The sequence below is a fragment of the Pannonibacter sp. genome (assembly GCF_051860505.1).
GTDB lineage: Bacteria > Pseudomonadota > Alphaproteobacteria > Rhizobiales > Stappiaceae > Pannonibacter.
The window spans coordinates 17,076-33,589 of the sequence record NZ_JBHYDX010000006.1; the positions used below are offsets into that span (position 1 = coordinate 17,076).

A 16,514-nucleotide genomic window follows, 5' to 3' on the forward strand; every position below is an offset into this window, starting at 1 on the left:
GCGGGCTGACCGTTCCCTGAACCCGGCTCCGGCCTCTCCGCTCCCCTCCCCCTCGTGGGGAGGGGTGAGGGGGGGGCTCTGAGCTGGAACCGAACCTGGTGTTGCGGACGCGCAGCCGCAGCTTCAATGGCTCGTTACTTCAGCTGGATCGTCTTTATCAAGAAAAAATCCCCCCACCCCATCCCTCCCCACGAGGGGGAGGGGGGCTGAGAGGCTGGACCATGGAAGCTGGAACCGCTAGGACTGGCTGTAGCCTTGCGCTGTCCCTCAGTTCCACGCCCCCGCATAGGTCTTGTAGAAGATATGCAGCCCGACCTGGCCGCGCTTGGACATCTGGCTGGCCCAGCGGGGCCGGACATAGGTGGCGTGGTAATGGGTCGAGGCATCGACCATGCGCAGATACTGCGTTCCGGCAACGAGATCCTTGGCCAGCCGCTGCGCCCGTGCCCAGGGCGCACCTTCGCTGACCCGGTCCGGAACAGTGTCGCAGGCAAAGGAGAACTGGCAGCGGTTGCGCTTGTGCCGGTTCTGGTAGACCACTTCGCAGACCGTGTCCGGATAGGCCGGGTTCTTGACCCGGTTGAGCACCACCTGGCCGACGGCCACCTGGCCTTCCTCGCTCTCGCCGCGTGCCTCGAAATAGATCGCTTCCGCGAGGCAGCGCAATTCCTTGGCTTCATGGACGGAGGGCGGCAACGGCCGCTGCGCCCACCAATGCGGGTTCTCCGGATCCTCCGGCGGCGGCATGTCCTCTTCATATTGCGCGCCGAACAGGGCGTTGAACGGGTCGCGCGTGTCCACCGCCGTCTCCGGCGCATAGGCCGAAACCAGCGAGAAACTGGCAGCTGCGGCGTTGCGCGCCATCATCACCTTCTGCAGGTCCAGCGGCGCGGCATCACCGGGCTTGCCGCGCCGGCTGGATTTGGAGGCTGCGGCAAACTGGTTGGTTTCCGCCTGGCTCATCGGTTCGGGCTTGACGAAGGCGACGCGCGGCAGCTCCGTCTGGGAGCCATTGGTGATCAGGCTGGCCAGCGCATAGACCGAACCGGAGGCCTGGTCCAGCATCGCCCGGTCGGGGGCCATGGAAATATGGCGGTCGCCCTTCAACTGGCGATTGATGCGGATTTCTTCCGGGATCTCGGTCGGCAGTGTTTCGCGGACGACCTCATCAAGGCCGCGGATCACGCCGGACTGGATGCCTTGTTCGGCCGTGACGACAGCAGGATCGGGGAGAATACCCTGCGCGGTGCCGGCATCCGCCAGCACCAGCGTCGGCGCGATCACCATCGGGGCGGCCGAGGATTCCAGCGAGGCCATCCATTCGGGTCGCTTGCCGCCCTGTGTCGCCACAAGATCCGAAACGTCCTGAACTGCAAGCGGTTGCGAGAGCGCAAGAAGGGCGAAGGGCGTCAGCGCGAGGGCGTGACGCAGGCGGTAGCGCCGGCGCGGACGGACCGGCTTTCCGCAAAGATACACGGGGCCAAACATACGCAACGCAACTCCGACAGGCCCGGTCCCGCCGGGGTCACTTGTGAAGGGGACCTTTCCCCGATAGCTGCAATTGACTGTGCCGGCTTAACCTTGAGGTTCCGTTAATGGCCGTGCGACCCCAGCATTCCGCTGCGTCGGTTTTACTGAAATGCAAGAAACACGGTTAAGAACAGGACAGATAAACGCAGGCGCCGTCAGCGCCCGCCGACGCGCAGGCCCGGGGCAGGGCGCTCCTTCAGCACTTCCCGGCGGAAGCGGAACAAGGCGGCCGGCCGCCCGCCGGTGGCCGTCGAGGTGGCTCCGGTCGGCTCCACCATTTCGGCATTCTCCACCAGCCGGCGGAAGTTCTGCTTGTGCAGGTGCCGGCCGAAGATCGCCTCGACGGTCTGCTGCAACTCGGTCAGCGTGAACGTGTCGGGCATCAGTTCGAACACAACGGGACGGTACTTCAGCTTGCCGCGCAGGCGCGACAGGGCGGTGGCCAGCACCCGGCGGTGATCAAAGCGCATCGGCCGGCCGAATTTCGGCAGGTTCGGACAGGCCAGCGCTTCCGGCCGCCGGTCGCGCACCGCCTCCTCCAGCAAGCCGGAGGAGTAAAGCAACTCATAGCGGTCCAGCGCCCGCTCCTCGTCCCAGGCCCCGCCATCCTCGCCAAAGGCGAGGTGGATGCGCTCGTCGAGTTTCAGGCCGCCGACGGGCTGGCGGTTCGGTGACCGCGCCGCCGCTTGTCGCAGGGCCGGCAGGATCTCGCCGTCGAGCAGCGCCGGGCGACCGTCGCGCCAGTCCTCCCAGGGAAAGAAGTCATACCACGACCGCCAGGACGAGTGATGGCGCGCCAGCACCTCTTCATTGTCGGCGCTTGGCCGCGTCAGGGCGAGATAGCCGACGGAGACCACATGCGGACCGGTGTCGCCGGCGATCATGTGCCGTCCCCGGTCGCCGAAGGTGTAGAGCTGCTCGACATAGCCGATGCCGAGCGCGGTCTGTTCCTCGACCCAGGCCCTGAGGCCGATCTCGAAGGTGCGGTGATGCAGCGGATCGAAGGGACCGAAGGGCAGCCCGTCCGGCTCGCCGGCCGCAAGGCCTGCCACGGCCAGCACCTGCGGCACGGTGCCGTTGACGGATACGATGACAGCATTGAGGCCGATTTCGATGGTCGCGGAGCCGCTGGTCATCTCGGGCCTCGTCTCCATGTCAGCCGACCGGCATTTCGAAGGGCGTTCCTTCGAAGGCATCGGCGCCGCGACCGATGCCGCGCACGCCGTCGATCATGCGGCCATTGCGGCCGAGGATCTTGTCGGCAAAGGCCACCAGCCGGGCATTCGGTGTTGCGGACGGCGCGCGCCGGCGCAGCTCTTCGGCAAGCCCCGCCTCATCGGCACCGGGGTTCAGGGCACAGGCGGCGATATAGGCGCCCGCAGTCGACCGGCTGATCCCGGCCCAGCAGTGGATGACCATCGGCCCCCGCCGGTCCCAGTCACGGACGAAGCGGATGAACTCGGCGACATGGTTTTCGGCGGGCGGTACCAGTCCATCCACGGGCGTGATGATATCGTTGAAGCCCAGGAACAGGTGGCGTTCTGCGGCAATCCGGTCCGGCCGTGGCACATGGGTGTCGGCATTGATTAGGCTGACCAGATGGGTTGCCCCGGTCCGGTCGACCGTTTCACTCAGGCGCGCGAGAGAACACACATGCAACATCGTCAGGCTATCCGGTTCCGCTTGTCTTGACCCTAACTGCTTCGCGGCCCGAGGTCATCGCCCGCCGCTGCGTTTTTTAGCGGCAGTCTCTGCCGCCATGTCAGCTGAAATGGCCTCGAAACGGGCAACGAAGGCAGCCTGCGCCAGCGAAGCGGGCTGTGGATCAAGACCCAGGCGCGGTGCATCCACCGGCCCTGTGCCAAAGCCCTTGGGGCGTCCAAAGATCCGCGCAGCTTCCTCGTCGTCAAAGCCAGCCAGTTCCACCGCTTCGAAATAGGCGCAGACGATATCCGCTTTTTTCGCCAGTTTCTTGACCGCCTCGGGAACTTTTGCCGGCAAGCCGAAGCGCAGGTGAATCGCCTCCTGAAGCCGTCCCTCGACCAGCTTGTAGTCGCCGCCCATCACCGCCTTGAACGGCGAGATCATGTCGCCGATCACATATTCCGGCGCATCATGCAGCAGCACCGCCAGCCGCCAGTGCGGCGGCAGGTCCGGCTTCAGGCCAAGCGCGATATCCTCGACGATCAGCGAATGCTGTGCGACCGAAAAGGCATGATCGCCGCGCGTCTGGCCGTTCCAGCGGGCGACGCGGGCAAGCCCATGCGCAATGTCGGAGAGTTCCACATCCAGCGGCGAGGGATCGAGCAGGTCGAGCCTCCGGCCGGACAGCATGCGCTGCCAGGCGCGCTTGGGAAGGTCGGGTCGGTCGGCAGCCATGCACAAGGGTCCGTTGTTTGGTGTCGGCCGGGATCAGCCTTCCGGCACCGGACCCTGTGGCCAGCCGAAGCGGGCGAAGGCCGGCAGCGTCGCGGTCAGGCTGATGTCGCCGCAGCTGAGGTCGGCGCCGTTGTCGAGGGCAGCCTTCACCTTGTCAAGGCGCAGCAGGGCCAGCCCCTGATTGCCTGTGGAGGAGCCGAGCGTGCCCAACTGCTGCTCGCCGGCCATCACAGCTGTCCCGGCAGCGGGCAGGGGAGCAGAGCCGGTCACCTGGATCATCCGCTTGCGCGCGGTTCCCCGGTGTTCCATCCGTGCCACGATTTCCTGGCCGACATAGCACCCCTTGGCAAAGGACACGCCGGCAAGCTGGTCCATGTCCACGTCATGGGGAAAGGCATCACCAAGCGCGAAATCCTCGCCGGACTGCGGCACCCCGAGGGCGATTCGATGGGCGGTCCAGTCCGCTTCGCTGGCCAGCGTGCTGCCGGCGGCCGAAAGCGCTTCGAGCATACCTGCGGATGGCGCAATGATGCGCAGGCCGAGTGCGTCAAGGCGCGGATCGCGGGCTGACACAGCACCATCCAGCGCGAGTGGCGCAGGTCCATCCGCCTCGGGTCCGCCCCAGCACACGGCCACCGCATGGCTCTCGCCGAGATCGGCAATCTCGACCTTTGCCCGCAGCCGGTAGAAGCTCAGCCGCTTGGCAAGATCCGCAGCCGCGCTGCGGGCGACGTCGATCAGGAACCCGTCCGCAGTGCGCAGCACCAGGAAGTCGAACAGGATCTTGCCTTGCGGGCTCAGCAGCGCGGCAAAACCGGCCTGGCCAACATCAAGGTGTTCCACGTCGCTGGTGACGAGATTGTTGAGGAAATGCACCACATCCGGACCCGTCAGGCTGAGAACACCCCGGCTTGGCAGCAAGGCATGGCGGAGGTCGGACATCGGGTTCTCCGGAAAAACACGTAAGTTGCGCAGTCCCTTGCAGATAGCCCTGCCGTGTCCATCCGGCAAGGCCCGGTCTGTGCAGTCCTCTGTCCAGCCCTGAATCCAGTGGACCCGTTCGGGCGCACATCTTATGTAACCGCCAGACCGGCAACGCCAGACCAGCCACCTGAACGCGGAGAGACGACGATGGCCCCGACGATGACAAAACCGCATGACCTGATCCTGACAGGTGGCACGGTGGTCAATCAGGATGGCAGTGCCATTCGCGACGTTGCCGTCACCGGCGGCCGGATCTCGCTCATCGGTGACCTCAGGTCGGAAGTGGCAGCCGAGCGCATCGACTGCGCCGGGCTCACCATCCTTCCCGGTGTCATCGACACGCAGGTGCATTTCCGCGAGCCGGGCCTGACGCACAAGGAAGACCTGGAGACCGGGTCGCGCGCGGCCGTGATGGGCGGCGTCACCGGCGTGTTCGAGATGCCGAACACCAACCCGAACACCACCTCTGCCGAAACGCTGGCTGCCAAGGTCGCCGCCGGTCATCATCGCATGCACTGCGACTTTGCGTTCTTTGTCGGCGGCACGGCGGAGAACATCGAGGAAATCCTGGCGCTTGAAAAGCTGCCGGGAGCGGCGGGCATCAAGGTGTTCATCGGCTCCTCCACCGGCAACCTGCTGGTCGAGGACGACGAGAACCTCGCCAAGATCCTGAAGCAGATCACCCGCCGCGCCTCGTTCCACTGCGAGGACGAGATGCGCCTGCGTGCCCGCATGGGCGAGCGCGTGCCCGGCGATCCCCGGTCGCATCCGGTGTGGCGCGACGAGACCGCCGCCCTGCTCGCCACCCAGCGTCTGGTGACGCTGGCCCGCCGCCTCGGCAAGCGCGTCCATGTGCTGCATCTGTCGACCGGTGAGGAGATGGAGTATCTCGCCGACCACAAGGACGTCGCAAGTGTGGAAGTGACGCCGCATCACCTGACGCTCCATGCGCCTGACTGCTATGAGCACCTTGGCACCTACGCTCAGATGAACCCGCCGGTGCGCGATCTGGCGCATCAACAGAAGCTCTGGTGGGGCGTCAACCAGGGCATTGCCGACATTCTAGGCTCCGACCACGCGCCGCACACGCGCGAGGAAAAGGATCACGAATACCCCGGCTCCCATTCCGGCATGACCGGCGTGCAGACGCTGGTGCCGACCATGCTCGACCACGTCAACGCCGGCCGTCTGACGCTGGAGCGCTTCGTCGACATGTCCAGTGCCGGCCCGGCGCGCCTGTTCAACATCGCCCGCAAGGGCCGCATCGCGGTTGGCTATGATGCCGACTTCACCATTGTCGACATGAAGCGGCGCGAGACCATCCGCAATGAATGGATCGCCTCCCGCGCCGGCTGGACGCCCTATGACGGGGTCACCGTCACCGGCTGGCCGGTCGGCACCTTCGTGCGTGGCCGCAAGGTCATGTGGCAGGGCGAACTGACCGCTCCCTCCACCGGCGAGGTGATTACCTTCCAGGACGCGTTGCCGCAGGGGTGATCCTCGGCCTGATGCGCGCCGGGGTGCTTCGGACCCTTGATCCTGACAGACGATTGGCGGATGGACATTTCCTCTCCGCCAATCGTGATTTGCCCCGGTTGTGACAGGTGCCACAGTGTGGCGACAGTTAAGCGGCTATAAACAAGGCCATTCGAATTCACACACTTCGGTAACCCAGTTTCCTAACGGTAATTATACGTGCCTTCGTTAGGGTCCGGGTCGGGCTTGCACCTGTCATTTGTAACGCGAGGCTCGAGGTCATGGTCAAAAGCGGAAATTCAGCGTCGACGAAACGCTTCGGTCTCGTCCAGGCGCAGGCTATGGACATCCCCGGCCTGTTGCACGCAACGCTTGCCGGGGCTTTGCCTCTGGCGCTTGCCGCCTTTGTCGGACTTGCTGCCCTCACCAGCGCTGGCGCGACGGAACGTCCGGGCGATGGCAAGGGCCAGTCAGCGAGCAACCGGCCAGCGACGCAGAAGCTGCAGGCCGTTGCCGGCGCGGTGGCCCAGCCGGCTGCAACGGAGGCCGGGCCGGATGATCCGCTGCATATTGTCATTTCGCTTCAGGCCCAGTCGATGACGGTCTATCGCGGCCTTGAGGTCGTGGGGCAGTCGCCGATCTCGTCCGGTAAGACGGGCCACAGCACGCCGACGGGCGTCTATTCGATCCTCGAAAAGCGCCGCAAGCATTTTTCCAACATCTATGACAATGCGCCGATGCCCTACATGCAGCGCCTGACCTGGTCGGGGATCGCCCTGCACCAGGGCAAACTGCCGGGCTATCCGGCCTCTCATGGCTGCGTCCGCATGCCAATGGACTTTGCCCAGTCCCTGTTCGGAATGACCGGACGCGGCGCGCATGTGGTCATCACCGATGCTCCGGTTGAACCGGTTTCGGTGCGCCATGCCGCCTTGCCGCAGCCCTATGAGGCCGGCACTGCTGTCGCCAGCCTCGATCTTCAGGTGGTCGCTTCTGATTCCGGCCTGCGCGGCTCGATCGTCACGGGCTCCATCGAGCCGGCGAAGGTGCCTGCCAACCAGTCCCTGTCTGAAAAGCCGCTGCGCATGATCATCACGCCGAAGGCGGCGGGAAATGACGTTCACCGGGCCCAGACGCTCCTGAACAAGCTCGGCTTCGATGCCGGCTTTGAGGATGGCGTGATGGGCAAGCGCACGCGCGAAGCCATCCGCCTGTTCCAGGAAGGCGCAGACCTGCCGGTAACCGGCAACATGACGACCGGCCTCTTGAGGGCGCTCTACCGGGAGACCGGCGAGGACGAGACCCTGACCGCCGTCCTGCGCATCCGCCGTGACTTCAAGGACATCTATGAAGCTCCGGTGGCGCTGAAGGATCCGCATCTGCCGCTCGGCACCATGATCTTCACTGCGCTCGGCTTTGAGAAAGGCGACAGCGATGTGACCTGGGTGGCGGTCAATGCGGAAACGCGCGCGGGCCTGTCTCCGGAAGCGGTGCTCGACCGGGTCAGCCTGCCGAAGTCTGTCGCCCGCGACATCGGCCTGATGCTGACGCCCGGCTCCTCGCTGATCGTCACAGACCGCAGCTTTGCCCGCAACACCGGCCTCGGCACCGACTTCGTGGTGACGACGCGCTGACGCCGGCACCACCATCGTAGACACATCTTCTGCGGTCGAAGGCTTGGGTTATCAATAGCGCTCGTTTGCAGTGCTTCTGGTCAATTCACATCTGGAACCCCTCCCCCCCCCTTTAGGGCAGGGTTTTCGCATATGAAGTCTGGACATGTTCGATGTTAACGACTGTGCCCAGGAACTTTAACCCTGTTGGAGCCTCTCCGCTCCCCTCCCCCTCGTGGGGAGGGGCTTGGGGGTGGGGGGAGCGGACTTAAATCCAGGTTTCACGTTCCTGATTAGGCGTACTTCAGACACTTTATGATCTGACGGCCTCCCGTGCCCCCCACCCCTCACCCCTCCCCACGAGGGGGAGGGGGGCTGAGAGGCCTCGAAAACTGTCTGGCTACACATGCGAAAGTCCTGCCCTCAAGGGGGGAGAGGACGTTTGCGGAACGGCCTGCGGCTCAAGCACAATCCCGTTTTGCCATTGGCCGGTTGATGCCAAGGCCCATGGTTCCCCCGGCGTCACCCAATTGTCGTCAAGCTCAAGTATCGCTCGCCTCCACGTGAGGTCCTTATCCGGCGAGGGAATCGCCGGAGAGGACCGTTCATCCGCCAGTTGATGCGGAAGATGAGGAGGAGCGCATGCCCGCAAGCACTCTGGAGGCCTCCAAGGCCCGGTTGAAGAAGGCCGTGCACCGGTCCAGTGCCACGTCGAAGGACGGGCTGCTGGAGCGTCTGTTCACCTTTGCCTTCAAGGGGCTTGTTTATCCGCAGATCTGGGAGGATCCGGATGTCGACATGCAGGCGCTGGAGCTGAAGCCGCATTCGCGCATGGTCACCATCTCGTCGGGTGGCTGCAACGTGATGTCCTACCTCACCGCCGATCCGGCCGAGATCACGGCCGTCGATCTCAACCGCGCCCATGTTGCGCTCGGCCGCCTGAAGCTGGCCGCTGCCAAGCACCTGCCCAACTACGACAGCTTCTACCGCTTTTTCGGTGAAGCCGATGAAAAGGGTAACATCGCCGCCTATGAGCGCTTCCTGAAGCGCAATCTGGACGAGGAGGCCCGGGCCTACTGGGAAGGCCGCGACCTGACCGGCTGGGGCCGTAAGCGCATCACGCTGTTCTCGCGCGACCTCTATCATCACGGCCTTCTGGGCTACTGCATCGGCGCCGGGCACTTCATCGCCAAGCTCTATGGCATCGACCCGAAGCATTTCGTGCGCGCCCGCACCCTGGACGAGCAGCGCAGCTACTTCGACACGGCTCTGGCGCCGCTGTTCGACAAGCGGCTGGTCCGCTGGGCGACGTCGAAGAAGATGTCGCTCTATGGTCTCGGCATTCCGCCCGCCCAGTATGAGGCGCTGGTGTCCGCCAGCCCGACCGGCAGCATGTCCGACGTGCTGAAGCAGCGGCTGCAGAAGCTGGCCTGCGACTTCAAGCTCTCCGACAATTATTTCGCCTGGCAGGCCTTCAACCGTGGCTATGCGCCGAACGCCGGCGGCACGGCCAGCGAACCCGCCAATGAACCGGCAGCATCCGGAACCGGCGAAGCCGGCCCGCTGCCGCCCTATCTGCGCCGCGAGCATTTCGAGACGATCCGTGCCCGTGCCGACCGGGTCACTGTGATCAACCGCTCCTTCACCGAGCATCTGGAAGGCCAGGACGAGGACAGCCTTGACGCCTATGTGCTGCTGGATGCGCAGGACTGGATGACCGACGACCAGCTCAACGCGCTGTGGTCCGAAATCACCCGCACCGCCCGGCCGGGCGCGCGCGTCATCTTCCGCACCGCCGCCGAGCCGACCCTGCTGCCGGGCCGCGTTGCCGACGACATTCTGGACCGCTGGACCTACGAAGAGGCGCGCAGCCTTGAACTCGGCCGTCAGGACCGCTCGTCGATCTATGGAGGCTTCCACCTCTATGTCTACAATGGATAAGCAGGCTGGCGGCAGCCAGGCCGGCCAGGCTGGCAAGACCGGTGAAGCTGCCGCGCTGATGGATCAGGTCTACCGCCACCAGCGCCACTTCTACGACCTGACGCGCAAGTATTATCTCCTGGGCCGCGACCGGCTGATCGACCGGCTCGATCCGCCGGCCGGTGGCAGCGTACTGGAACTGGGCTGCGGCACGGGGCGCAATCTGATTGCCGCTGCCCGCCGTCATCCGGACGCGCAATTCTATGGCCTTGATATCTCGGCCGAGATGCTGGAGACCGCGCGGGCGAACATTGCCCGCGCCGGCCTGTCCTCGCGGATCCGGCTCGCCTGCGCCGATGCGACCGACTTTGACGCGGAAGCGTTGTTCGGGCGGGCGACCTTCGACCGGGTGTTCTTCTCCTATGCCCTGTCGATGATCCCGCCCTGGCAGGCGGCGCTGACGGCAGGCCTGAAGGCCCTGGCGCCCGGCGGCACGCTGTCCCTGGTCGATTTCGGCCAACAGGACCGGCTGCCGCGTTGGTTCAAGGCACTGCTGTTCGCCTGGCTGGCGAAGTTCCATGTGTCCCCCCGCGCTGATACCGGCGAGGTGGTGAACAACCTTGCCGCCAGCCATGGCGCAACCGCCACCACGGGAGCACTCTACCGTGGCTATTCCGTCTGGGCGGAAATCTGCAAGGGCTAGTCATCCATGCCTGCGCCGTGGCGGCCCCCCCGCCACGGACTTACTCGCCAGCGACGAAGTAGTGCAGCGTGCCGTCGGGGCCGATGCCAACCCGATAGAACAGCCAGGCGCCATAGGCATCCATCTCGGCAAAGTCGCCGGCCGTGACGATCCGGTACATCTCGACCTTCTGCTGCGGAGTTAGCTTGTCGAAGGGATAGCGGGCGAAATACGGCCAGACATACATTTCCTGCGCCGTACCGGCATCGACCTTCACCCAGCCCGCCTCCAGCACATCGAGCAGGATGGCCAGGATTTCCGCGCCATTGCCGTCGCCGGAACTGTCCTTCAGGAATGCGATCGGGTCGCCGATTTCTGTCAGCGACAGGGTCGGCATCATTTCGTTGCCTTCCAGCACCATGCGCATTTTTTCGACATCGCCGGAGCGGGCGGCATCCAGCAGTTGTTCACGCATGCGCGCCACGGGGGCCGGCAATCCGTCCGCGCCATATCTGACGTCCGGCACAGGCAACTGGTTCTGCTGCGAGGGTGTCTCGTCCAGCGCATCCACGTCGTCCACTGGAGATGCTGTGTCCTCAGGCTGATCCGTCAGTATGGACGGCACCTCTCCTGCGGGGATCTGTTGCCCGGCCCCCGGAGTGACACTCGGTGCTGTCGAGGGACTTGTGCCTTGGGAGGCATCCGGCTGCGGCGGTTCGATCCGGATTGTCTCCGTCCGCACGGTTGCCGCAGTCGCAGTCCCTTCAGCGGCGGCGACGGTGAGGGCAGTGCTGGCGAGCAGCAGGGCAAGGCAGACACGTACCATGTGTGGCGGTCTCGAATCCGGGTTTCGTTGGCTCTTCATACACGCTGCCCCCCCATTTCGGCCACAGCTAAGAAGCTGAACCGCTTCGCTTCCCTTCCGCCGGCCAATCCGTTAAACGGCACCCATGCATTTTCTCCAAGCTGCCCAGGAGCCCATGACTTCCCATCTGGCCTATGCGCTGATCGGTATATTCATCGGCCTTCTGACCAGCGCGCCTGTCGGCGCGGTCAACATCATGGTTTTGCGCCGGGCTTTTCGGTGCGGTTTCGTTTCGGCCTTCCTCGTCGGGCTCGGCGCGGCGCTGGCAGACACGATCTTTGCCACAGCGGCCGTGTTCGGTGTCTCTGTGGTCGCGGAGTTCATGGAAGGCCACAGAGGCGGGATCCAGGTCGTTGGAGCCGTTGTTCTGGCCGTTTTCGGCCTCGTGATCATGCGCAGTCATCCGCACATCGACAGGGGGCCGCAGGCGCCTTTGGACCATACGGTGTTGCGCGACATGGTTGCTGCCTTCGCCATGGCGATCACAAACCCCGGCGCAATGCTGGGCTTCCTGGCGATTTTCGGCGGGCTGGGCGACTGGGGGCCCGAACCGGAGGACTATGCCGGAGCGGGAGCCATGCTGGCCGGCGTCATCGCCGGTGCCAGCCTGTGGTGGGCGCTGGTTGCGGGCGGCGTTGCCGCCTTGCGGGACAGGCTGAATGATCGCTGGCTCGACGGCGTCAATCGGCTCGCCGGGCTAATTCTGCTGGCATTCGCCGCCGCCATTGCCGCCAACGCGCTTTACGAATGTCTGTGATGGCCGGGCGCACGCAACCGGAATCAATTGGCCCGCCGAGGCGGGCCATTCCATGCGTTTGTAGCTACAGTTCGGCTTACTGCAGCACCCGGTTGACCGAGTAGTCACCGCGCAGGATTCGCTGCGGCAGGCCTTCGGCCAGCTTGGCAACGGCTTCCTCGCCATAGGTGGTGACGAGATCGGCAAGCGCTGTAAACATCGCCGCATGCGCCACCGCATCGGTGTCCACGCCGCAGGCGATTGCCTCCGCCCAGGCATCGCTGATGAAGCCAAGTGCAGCACGACGGATGTCGTCGTCTTCCTGGTACTGCGTATCGGCCGCCATGTCCGTGTAGTCGTCGTTGGTCATGCTGTCTCTTTGGCTTCTGGCTGCGCCGGTGTACCGAACCGGCGCGCTACCCTCTCCCGAATCTCGACAAGACCTTACCATGGTCATTCTTCACGGGAAGCGAGTGTGAAGGCATTCTTAAGATCAGCCCACAAATTATACGATCAGGGTTAAGTGCTTGTTAACTTTCAAGGCCTTGCGCGGCCTTGGCCAAAGCCGGCTCAGCGGCTGTAACGGCTGGTCACGTCGCGCACCAGGGCGCTGCCTTCGCTGACATAACTGGCAAGTGCGTCGCGCGCCGCCGGTGTACAGGAATGATAGACCGAGGCAAAGCCCCGGTAGCCCTGGTTGAAGCGTTCGACAAGGCGGCGCTTGCGCGCCTCGTCGGCCGCCTCGGCATCCAGAAGGGCCTGCATCTGGTCGCGCCAGGCCGGTTCATCGGGTCTGGCGCAGAGCGGGCGCAGGAAATGCAGCGCACCCAGGATTTCCGACAACCGCAGCAACTGGCGTTCATAGGGCGGCTCGTCAGCGGGCGCCTGGGCTTGCCCTCCAGGCGCTGTTGCCAGCAGCAAGAATCCTGCAGTCACAAGGGCGGCGACGGCTGCCCGGTGCCTGCGCGCCCCGCTTGTCGCTGTTTGCGTCGCTGCTGTCCGCATCGATCCTGCGCGTCCCCGCTGTCCGGACCCATCCGGAGTTGATTGCGCCGCGATCATGGCCGGGTCGGTGGCGCGGGGCAAGTCGTGTCCTGGAACTATCCGGGGACCGTCAGCAGGCGCCGGATTCGCTCAGCAGTTCCCGGCGTCATCTCCAGCCGGTCAAGCGCGTCGAGCGCTGTGACCGAAACTGCAGCCGCATCATCGCCCGCCACAGGCTTGGCATCCGGCGGGCATGGGCCGACGAACACCGACAGCAGATAGCCGGGGTGATCTGCGGCTCGGCCGGTCTCGAAGGTCTCCACCGGTCCGCTCAACTCCGCTTGAAGGCCGGTTTCCTCACGCAATTCGCGCAAGGCTGCTTCGGCAAGGCTTTCGCCGGGCTCCACCCGCCCCCCGGGCAGGCTCCAGGCTCCGGCGTAGGGTGCCTTGCCACGTCTGACCAGCAGCACCTTGCCGTCGCCATGCAGCAGGATGCTAACGCCGGCCACCGGCTCGGCCCGAGGCGCAATGGCCTGGCCGGAGAGGAATGCCGCATCGGCGGATGGTGTCTCGCTCATGCGTCCGTCCTGCCATGCCGGAGAGGTTCGGGCAAGGGCATGCAGCCGCGGGGCAGGTCGTCGGGGCGTGAGGCTGGGCTGGATCAGGCGAACAGGGCGTCGATTTCCGCCTGTGCCTCTTCGCCGTCGAGCAGGGCGTCACGGCCGCTGATATGACCGTGGATGACACCGCTGGCCATGCCGATCAGCGGCTTGATCTGGTGCGTTGCCTGTTCGGCCAACATGTTGGCCACCGTTGCCGGGTCGCCGGCGCTGCGCAAGGCCGCCTGGGCGGCCAGGACAGCGGCATTGATCTGCCCCGTCAGATTGTCGAGATGGCTGCGCAGGCGCACCGGTGCGGCGTGATAGGCAAGGATCGCCAGCTGCCGTTCCGAAAAGGTGGAGTTCTCGAAATGCGCTTCGTAATCCGCCGGCTCCCAGGCCAGCACGTCCTCGGCGCAGTCCGGCATGGCCGGCAGCATCTCCAGCAACATCACCACTTCATTGAAGTGGTTGAGGTAGTCGGTTGCAAGGCCCGTGGCCGGATTGATATTGGCATGCTGCAGGCGTTCAGCCGCAAGGTCGCCAATACCCAGCACTGGTTCCTCCGCAGCCATGCCTTGCCCCCGTTCCATTCGATCCATGCACCCTACGCCGCCTTCGTTGCCAAACAACTAACTTAGCGATACCAAGGTCTTCCGCTGGCTGTCGGCCCGACTGCGGCAGGCAGGCCGCGACAGGTCTATCCGCAACCGGCAACCTCAAACGGCAACCTCAAACGGGACACTGCAATCCATGTGCGGACGCTACACACTGACGGCGACACCGGAAGAGGTGAAGGCCCTGTTCGCCTATGAGGACACGCCGAATTTCCCACCCCGCTACAACATCGCGCCGACCCAGCCCATCGCAATCGTAAGGCAGGACCATGGTCGCCGCCGCTTTGGTCTGGTGCGTTGGGGTCTCGTTCCGTCCTGGGTCAAGGATCCGGCCAGTTTCACGCTTCTCGTCAACGCCCGTGCTGAAACAGCGGCGGAAAAGCCATCGTTCCGGGGCCCGATGCGCCATCACCGCTGCCTCGTTCCCGCCAGCGGCTTCTATGAGTGGCGGCGCCAGGACGGTTCCAAACAGGCCTTCTTCATCCGTCCGAAGGGCGGCGGCCTCGTTGCCTTTGCGGGGCTCTTCGACACCTGGTCCGATCCAGCCGGCGGCGATATGGACACCGGCCTCGTGCTCACGGTTCCAGCCAGCGCTGCCGTATCCGCCGTGCATGACCGCATGCCCGCCATTGTGCCGCCGGCGGACTTCGATGCCTGGCTCGATACCGGGTCGATCGACAGCCGTGCGGCGACCCGTCTGCTGCGGCCGGCCCCGGAAGATTTTCTGGACCTCGTTCCCGTCTCCTCCCGCGTCAACACCTTTGCCAATGATGATCCCGCTGTGCAGGATCCGGTTGAAGATGCGCAGCACGTCCCACCGTCTGTCCGGCCTCAACGCCAGTCCCGCAAGGCAGGCCAACCGGAGGATGGCAGCCAGTTTGATCTCTTCGCACCGCAAAAGGCGGATCGAAGCTAACCAAACGGCAAGTCTTTGTTGGTAGTTTCTTCCACTACAACAAAAGACGAGGGCAGGGATGAGCAAGACCGGAACAGGGGTGGCCAGTCGGCTGGTCCGGCCTATGCGGCCGGATGACAGCGAAGCGGTGGCCACGCTGTTCACGCGTGTCTTCCGTCCCGGCGCACCCGCGCCGCACCCGGACCTGGTGCCTTATCTTGACCGCCTCTGCTTCACCGCACCCGGTTACTCGGCCGAGACCGGCAGCATGGTCTATGACCATCCCTGCACGGGCCTTCGCTCCGCGCTGCTCAGCATTCCCTTCAGCTTCCAGTTTGAGGACCAGCCCCTGACCGCGCGGCTCCTGTCATCCTTCATGGCCGATGGCCGCGAGGGGCAGGTCGGGGCTGCGCGCCTGTCACGCTACTTTCGCGCGCCGACCCAGGACCTTGTGTTCTCCGACAGCGCCTCCTCGGTAAGTGCCGATCACTGGGAAATGGGTGGCGGCTGCACCTTGCCCATTCACAGCCTCGAATGGCGCCGTGTCTTCCGGCCCATGCGGGCGGCTGCGCTGACAGTCCGGCAAAGTCTGCCCGCAGTTGGCCGCGCTCTGGCGCTTGCGCCCTGGTCTCTCGCTGATCATGTGTTGCGGCGCGCAAAGCCGGCCCTGCGCGTGGATATGCCGCAAGGGCATGTGGTGGAGATCGCGACAGCGGAAGAGTTCCGCCGGCCGGCCTTGCAGATGCTCGCGCGTTTTCGCCTTCGCCCGGACTGGAACGAGGCGGAGTTCAGCTGGCTCGTTGATATCGCGCGGCAGAACCTCCGCCTTGGCCCCTTGCAATTCCGGTTGGTTCGCGATGCAGGCGGCGCGATCCTTGGCGGGTTTGTCTTCGGTGGCCAGCCGGGGCAGCGGGCCGAGGTGTTCAACATCCTCTGCCATTCCGGCGCGGAGAAGAACACGGTAAAGGCCGTGCTTGCGAGCCTTGATGCGGAGGGATTCGCGCTGGCAGTCGGCATGGCGCAGCCGTTCCTCTTGTCGGCGCTGCAACGCCATCGCTGGCTCACGCTCAAACATCGCGGCTTCTTCTGTATTGCCAGCCGGCATGAGGCGGTGATGCAGGCGATTCGCGAGGGAAGTTTCTATGCTGGCGGCCTTGCCTCGGAAAGCTGGAGCCGCCTGCACGCCGACTTCTGACGCGCCGGACTGTCCTTTTGCCGCCATAGCAGGTAAGAG

The 16,514-nt window shown here is 64.8% G+C and carries 17 protein-coding genes; 7 read left to right on the top strand and 10 right to left on the bottom strand.

Annotated elements, in window-relative coordinates:
* Nucleotides 1-267 precede the first annotated feature (267 nt).
* The 5 genes from ACTIFE_RS05720 to ygfZ form a co-directional block, all read right to left on the bottom strand.
* The gene (locus ACTIFE_RS05720) at nucleotides 268-1,488 is read right to left on the bottom strand and encodes a cell wall hydrolase (RefSeq protein WP_439528203.1); all 1,221 of its coding nucleotides are present in this window, start codon (nucleotides 1,486-1,488) and stop codon (nucleotides 268-270) included.
* Between the two features lie 197 nt (nucleotides 1,489-1,685).
* Nucleotides 1,686-2,666: an NUDIX hydrolase gene (locus tag ACTIFE_RS05725; RefSeq protein ID WP_439528204.1), complete on the bottom strand. Its 981-nt coding sequence runs from the start codon at nucleotides 2,664-2,666 to the stop codon at nucleotides 1,686-1,688.
* A 19-nt stretch (nucleotides 2,667-2,685) separates the two neighbouring features.
* Complete coding sequence (locus ACTIFE_RS05730; protein ID WP_439528205.1) at nucleotides 2,686-3,192, bottom strand: tyrosine phosphatase family protein; 507 nt, start codon at nucleotides 3,190-3,192, stop codon at nucleotides 2,686-2,688.
* A gap of 54 nt (nucleotides 3,193-3,246) precedes the next feature.
* The gene (locus ACTIFE_RS05735) at nucleotides 3,247-3,909 is read right to left on the bottom strand and encodes a hydrolase (protein ID WP_439528206.1); all 663 of its coding nucleotides are present in this window, start codon (nucleotides 3,907-3,909) and stop codon (nucleotides 3,247-3,249) included.
* 33 nt (nucleotides 3,910-3,942) lie between these two features.
* A complete protein-coding gene (gene ygfZ / locus ACTIFE_RS05740; protein WP_439528207.1) occupies nucleotides 3,943-4,851 on the bottom strand; it encodes a CAF17-like 4Fe-4S cluster assembly/insertion protein YgfZ in 909 nt (302 codons plus the stop codon).
* A gap of 201 nt (nucleotides 4,852-5,052) precedes the next feature.
* Here ygfZ and ACTIFE_RS05745 point away from each other — a divergent pair, with 201 nt between their 5' ends.
* From ACTIFE_RS05745 to ACTIFE_RS05760, 4 genes are all read left to right on the top strand, one after another.
* Nucleotides 5,053-6,390, top strand: a complete 1,338-nt coding sequence (locus ACTIFE_RS05745; RefSeq protein WP_439528333.1) for a dihydroorotase — start codon at nucleotides 5,053-5,055, stop codon at nucleotides 6,388-6,390.
* Between the two features lie 260 nt (nucleotides 6,391-6,650).
* Entirely contained in the window at nucleotides 6,651-8,003 is a 1,353-nt protein-coding gene (locus ACTIFE_RS05750) for a L,D-transpeptidase family protein (RefSeq protein ID WP_439528208.1), read from the top strand.
* A gap of 621 nt (nucleotides 8,004-8,624) precedes the next feature.
* Complete coding sequence (locus ACTIFE_RS05755) at nucleotides 8,625-9,923, top strand: DUF3419 family protein (RefSeq protein ID WP_439528209.1); 1,299 nt, start codon at nucleotides 8,625-8,627, stop codon at nucleotides 9,921-9,923.
* The gene (locus ACTIFE_RS05760; protein ID WP_439528334.1) at nucleotides 9,916-10,605 is read left to right on the top strand and encodes a class I SAM-dependent methyltransferase; all 690 of its coding nucleotides are present in this window, start codon (nucleotides 9,916-9,918) and stop codon (nucleotides 10,603-10,605) included. Before ACTIFE_RS05755 ends, ACTIFE_RS05760 begins: the two co-directional genes overlap by 8 nt.
* Before the next feature lie 40 nt (nucleotides 10,606-10,645).
* On the opposite strand, the gene ACTIFE_RS05765 is transcribed toward ACTIFE_RS05760, so the two are convergent.
* Nucleotides 10,646-11,410: a hypothetical protein gene (locus ACTIFE_RS05765; RefSeq protein WP_439528210.1), complete on the bottom strand. Its 765-nt coding sequence runs from the start codon at nucleotides 11,408-11,410 to the stop codon at nucleotides 10,646-10,648.
* Between the two features lie 154 nt (nucleotides 11,411-11,564).
* On the opposite strand from ACTIFE_RS05765, the gene ACTIFE_RS05770 reads away from it, so the two are divergent.
* Complete coding sequence (locus ACTIFE_RS05770) at nucleotides 11,565-12,206, top strand: LysE family translocator (RefSeq protein WP_439528211.1); 642 nt, start codon at nucleotides 11,565-11,567, stop codon at nucleotides 12,204-12,206.
* A 76-nt stretch (nucleotides 12,207-12,282) separates the two neighbouring features.
* Here ACTIFE_RS05770 and ACTIFE_RS05775 read toward each other — a convergent pair whose 3' ends face one another.
* The 4 genes from ACTIFE_RS05775 to ACTIFE_RS05790 form a co-directional block, all read right to left on the bottom strand.
* Nucleotides 12,283-12,555, bottom strand: a complete 273-nt coding sequence (locus ACTIFE_RS05775; RefSeq protein ID WP_106755388.1) for a hypothetical protein — start codon at nucleotides 12,553-12,555, stop codon at nucleotides 12,283-12,285.
* A 200-nt stretch (nucleotides 12,556-12,755) separates the two neighbouring features.
* A complete protein-coding gene (locus ACTIFE_RS05780) occupies nucleotides 12,756-13,106 on the bottom strand; it encodes a TIGR02301 family protein (protein WP_439528212.1) in 351 nt (116 codons plus the stop codon).
* A 179-nt stretch (nucleotides 13,107-13,285) separates the two neighbouring features.
* On the bottom strand, nucleotides 13,286-13,747 hold the full coding sequence (locus ACTIFE_RS05785) for an NUDIX hydrolase (RefSeq protein ID WP_439528213.1): 462 nt from the start codon (nucleotides 13,745-13,747) through the stop codon (nucleotides 13,286-13,288).
* A gap of 83 nt (nucleotides 13,748-13,830) precedes the next feature.
* Complete coding sequence (locus tag ACTIFE_RS05790) at nucleotides 13,831-14,343, bottom strand: hypothetical protein (RefSeq protein ID WP_439528214.1); 513 nt, start codon at nucleotides 14,341-14,343, stop codon at nucleotides 13,831-13,833.
* Between the two features lie 178 nt (nucleotides 14,344-14,521).
* On the opposite strand from ACTIFE_RS05790, the gene ACTIFE_RS05795 reads away from it, so the two are divergent.
* On the top strand, nucleotides 14,522-15,301 hold the full coding sequence (locus tag ACTIFE_RS05795; RefSeq protein ID WP_439528215.1) for an SOS response-associated peptidase: 780 nt from the start codon (nucleotides 14,522-14,524) through the stop codon (nucleotides 15,299-15,301).
* A 58-nt stretch (nucleotides 15,302-15,359) separates the two neighbouring features.
* Nucleotides 15,360-16,475 carry a GNAT family N-acetyltransferase gene (locus tag ACTIFE_RS05800; RefSeq protein WP_439528216.1) on the top strand — a complete coding sequence of 372 codons (1,116 nt, stop codon included), beginning with the start codon at nucleotides 15,360-15,362 and terminating at the stop codon, nucleotides 16,473-16,475.
* Nucleotides 16,476-16,514: the final 39 nt, after the last annotated feature.

Excerpts from the sequence above, each read along its gene's own strand:
- ACTIFE_RS05745 (WP_439528333.1), top strand. The coding sequence starts at position 5,053 with ATGACAAAACCGCATGACCTGATCCTGACAGGTGGCACGGTGGTCAAT.
- ACTIFE_RS05755 (WP_439528209.1), top strand. The coding sequence starts at position 8,625 with ATGCCCGCAAGCACTCTGGAGGCCTCCAAGGCCCGGTTGAAGAAGGCC.
- ACTIFE_RS05785 (WP_439528213.1), bottom strand. The coding sequence starts at position 13,747 with ATGAGCGAGACACCATCCGCCGATGCGGCATTCCTCTCCGGCCAGGCC.
- ACTIFE_RS05720 (WP_439528203.1), bottom strand. The coding sequence starts at position 1,488 with ATGTTTGGCCCCGTGTATCTTTGCGGAAAGCCGGTCCGTCCGCGCCGG.
- ACTIFE_RS05725 (WP_439528204.1), bottom strand. The coding sequence starts at position 2,666 with ATGACCAGCGGCTCCGCGACCATCGAAATCGGCCTCAATGCTGTCATC.
- ACTIFE_RS05775 (WP_106755388.1), bottom strand. The coding sequence starts at position 12,555 with ATGACCAACGACGACTACACGGACATGGCGGCCGATACGCAGTACCAG.
- ACTIFE_RS05750 (WP_439528208.1), top strand. The coding sequence starts at position 6,651 with ATGGTCAAAAGCGGAAATTCAGCGTCGACGAAACGCTTCGGTCTCGTC.
- ACTIFE_RS05765 (WP_439528210.1), bottom strand. The coding sequence starts at position 11,410 with ATGGTACGTGTCTGCCTTGCCCTGCTGCTCGCCAGCACTGCCCTCACC.
- ACTIFE_RS05790 (WP_439528214.1), bottom strand. The coding sequence starts at position 14,343 with ATGGCTGCGGAGGAACCAGTGCTGGGTATTGGCGACCTTGCGGCTGAA.
- ACTIFE_RS05795 (WP_439528215.1), top strand. The coding sequence starts at position 14,522 with ATGTGCGGACGCTACACACTGACGGCGACACCGGAAGAGGTGAAGGCC.
- ACTIFE_RS05760 (WP_439528334.1), top strand. The coding sequence starts at position 9,916 with ATGGATAAGCAGGCTGGCGGCAGCCAGGCCGGCCAGGCTGGCAAGACC.
- ACTIFE_RS05800 (WP_439528216.1), top strand. The coding sequence starts at position 15,360 with ATGAGCAAGACCGGAACAGGGGTGGCCAGTCGGCTGGTCCGGCCTATG.
- ygfZ (WP_439528207.1), bottom strand. The coding sequence starts at position 4,851 with ATGTCCGACCTCCGCCATGCCTTGCTGCCAAGCCGGGGTGTTCTCAGC.
- ACTIFE_RS05735 (WP_439528206.1), bottom strand. The coding sequence starts at position 3,909 with ATGGCTGCCGACCGACCCGACCTTCCCAAGCGCGCCTGGCAGCGCATG.
- ACTIFE_RS05770 (WP_439528211.1), top strand. The coding sequence starts at position 11,565 with ATGACTTCCCATCTGGCCTATGCGCTGATCGGTATATTCATCGGCCTT.
- ACTIFE_RS05730 (WP_439528205.1), bottom strand. The coding sequence starts at position 3,192 with ATGTTGCATGTGTGTTCTCTCGCGCGCCTGAGTGAAACGGTCGACCGG.